The 2,788-nt window shown below is 54.0% G+C and carries 1 protein-coding gene; it reads right to left on the bottom strand.

Features of this window, described 5'->3' with window-relative positions; translation table 11 throughout:
* Positions 1-134: 134 nt before the first annotated feature.
* On the bottom strand, positions 135-2,645 hold the full coding sequence (locus tag BWI93_RS23750; protein WP_094816080.1) for a fibronectin type III domain-containing protein: 2,511 nt from the start codon (positions 2,643-2,645) through the stop codon (positions 135-137).
* Between the last annotated feature and the right edge of the window lie 143 nt (positions 2,646-2,788).

Here is a 2,788-nt window from a genome sequence, read left to right as displayed (position 1 = left end):
GTATTCAAATGCTTCTTCGACGTTGTTGCTATTCGAACGCGTAGCAATGGTATTCCCTGCCCAATCTTTCAATTCGAACGTGAAGGGCTTAGTGCCCCCCGACGCTCGCAAATACTTCTTTTTTGCCATGATTACTAATTTGAAGTTGAGTAAGCACTGCCCACCAGGCTACCCGTTGGCTTAGGCTCCTCCGGTTCGGGATCAGGATCCGGCGTGGTGGTGACGGGATAGAATTCGACCACGCCCTGCGAAGTGATGGCCACGTTGCCTATGGTCGTTACCTGTGTTCCATTCACCGTACGCATGTTGATGGTGTAGGTTCCAGCCGGCAGGTTGTTAATCACGATCCGCGTGTTGTAGGTCTTGTTTCCTACCGTCGAGCCCCACACCGATAGTTTGTTCCACTGGCCGTTGTAGCTGGAGCTAATCAGCTGAGCCTCCTTGTTAGCGTTGCCTGGGTTCACCTCAGCGACCAAAAAGGTATTGCTGCCGGGATGGTAGTCCACTGCCGCCCGCAGGATGGTTCCGTCGATCGGATCGGGATCAGGAGTCTGCGTGCCCGGCTCGCTACCACTAGCCACGACGTTTGAAAAGTTCCAGGGAATCGTGCCCGAAAACTTAGGCCGCACGCGGAAGGCAGTAAACTTGCCAGATTCTACGTAAGAGGTTACATCGAAGGACGTCGTGTTATTGGTTCCCGTCGTATGCAGACCGCCCCAATTTCCAGCATCGATGCTGCGATCAATCACCCAGGCCTGTACGGGCGAAAGGTTGCCGATGCGGCTCCAGCTCAGCGTATACTTACCTGTAGCACCATCGTACGAAAGCGAAGGAATCGGCACGGCCATGTCCAGAGCCGAGGTTAAGGCTTTAGAAAGGGTCACCCAATCCGACGGCAACAGTACGCCGTTGTTGTCGCGGGCCTGCACCCGGGCATACACCGTTTTATCGAGGTAGGACGCCAGACTGTAGTTAATGACCACGGGTTGATCGCCAAAGCGGTACTGGGCTCCCAGTCGCTGATCATAAAGCAGCGTCGAAAAGTCTGCTTTATCGGAAATCTGAAGCTGCTGATACGTATCCTTAGCGGCATTGGTCACGTAGTAGCTAAACTGTACGGTACCATTGCCCAGGTGAGCCCCAATCAGGTTTTTAGGAGCCGGCAGTTTTTGCTGGGAAACTGCTTTGAGCGGAACTTCATCCGAATACTTACTCCGCACGCCATTGACCGTATAGTACGAACGGTAGGCGTAGGGAAGATCGAGGGTCTGATCGCCGGGCGTGAACTTACCCGTCGCATTACTACCCGCCGCTGCCCAGTCCGACGTTCCAATTTTACGCTCCAGAAAGTGCATGACCCCTGCCTGCGTGGTCACAGAAGTAAGCGAAGGCGACGTATTATTCAGGGTACCTGTCAGGGTAGGTTTGGCCAGATTACCCGTGTCGAGTGGCTGAATGGGCCCCTGCTTTTGCCAGCTGCTTGCGTCCTTGCCTTCGCCCCAGCGGAAGAATCGGATGTAAATCGGCTGAGTACCGGAAGCGGTTAAAAGAAGGAGTTGCTTGGCTCCCTTGTTTCCCGGTTCCATGTTCCCCGAATTGGCGAAAATCCAGCCACTGCCCGCGTTGGCATCCAGCTGGGCGTTGGTCGTATAATCGATGCGAACATTTCCGCCGTCGTCCAGCGTATTGAACTTAATGAGCAGGCCGCCCTGCTGCGGCTCGATGGCGGTAATTTGAATGTTTTGCCATTGATTCGCACTGACGGGCGTTTTCACGCTGGCCCGGTTTGAGAAGCCCGACGGGCCCAGATCCGTGATCGCACGCAATTCGAAATGATACTGCGTATCGGGTTTGGTCAGGGTCTTGGGATAATTGAACGTACGCAGACCACCATCGATGGAAACATCTGCCTTTTCAAAACTGGTCGGATCGCCGATCGCCACAAACAGCTCAAAGCTACGGGCCGTGGCGTCATAACCCCAGGTCAGCTGAATGCCGCCCGTGGCCAGGTTGGCTGCGTTCAAATTGATGGGTACCGGAATGGAGTTTACAGGGTCGTTATAAAAATCCGTCTCGATGTTCCAGCGAATCCACTGCGAAGTGCCCACCCCCGTAGCCAGCTTCATATAGACTTTCTTTTCCGCCGTATCGACGTGGTAGTTGCCAATGTCGCCCGGCGTATTGGGCGTCGAGGGCTTATCGGTGAACTGAAGCCTGCCCAGAACCAGGCGGATAAAGTCCAAAAAAGCGATGCGATTGGTGGGCTTGTTTCCGGCGAGGCCTTCGTTAATGACCAGTAGCGATTTGCTTTGCAGATCAGGCGTAAAGTCAGGCAGACGGGCCCACTCCAGACTGTCAATAGCCAGACTGCCCACCGTGTTAGGGGCCTGATCCAGACTGATCACTACTTTGCCCTGATCATCCGTGCCGATCTTGATTCCAAGGCCAGCCAACAAATTAGCCAGGCCTCCGGTATCAATCTCGATCTCCCCTTCAGAGGTCATCACGTAGAGCTTGGGATCATCCAAACTCTTGATATAGGGAAGGGATACCCAGTCGGCCTTGTAGGGGTCCGGCTGGGCACCCAGCGGGACGAAAATCCCCTTCCCGGCGATAATGGGTTTTGGAAAATGATTCTCTGCCATTGAGGTGTGTTTGTTACGGTCTAAGAAGCTGAATCAAAGCCATGTACTGCTCCCCTTCCTGATTGAATCCGGCTTGTCCGATATGGACAGCGTCGCTCAAATAAGGCTCCGTTTCTGATCCGGTATAGTTGAAAAAGGGCTTT

It is taken from the genome of Siphonobacter sp. BAB-5385 (assembly GCF_002261125.1).
GTDB lineage: Bacteria > Bacteroidota > Bacteroidia > Cytophagales > Spirosomataceae > Siphonobacter.
The sequence above is the reverse complement of the archived record's forward strand: the minus strand, read 5'-3'. Positions and strand labels throughout refer to the sequence as shown.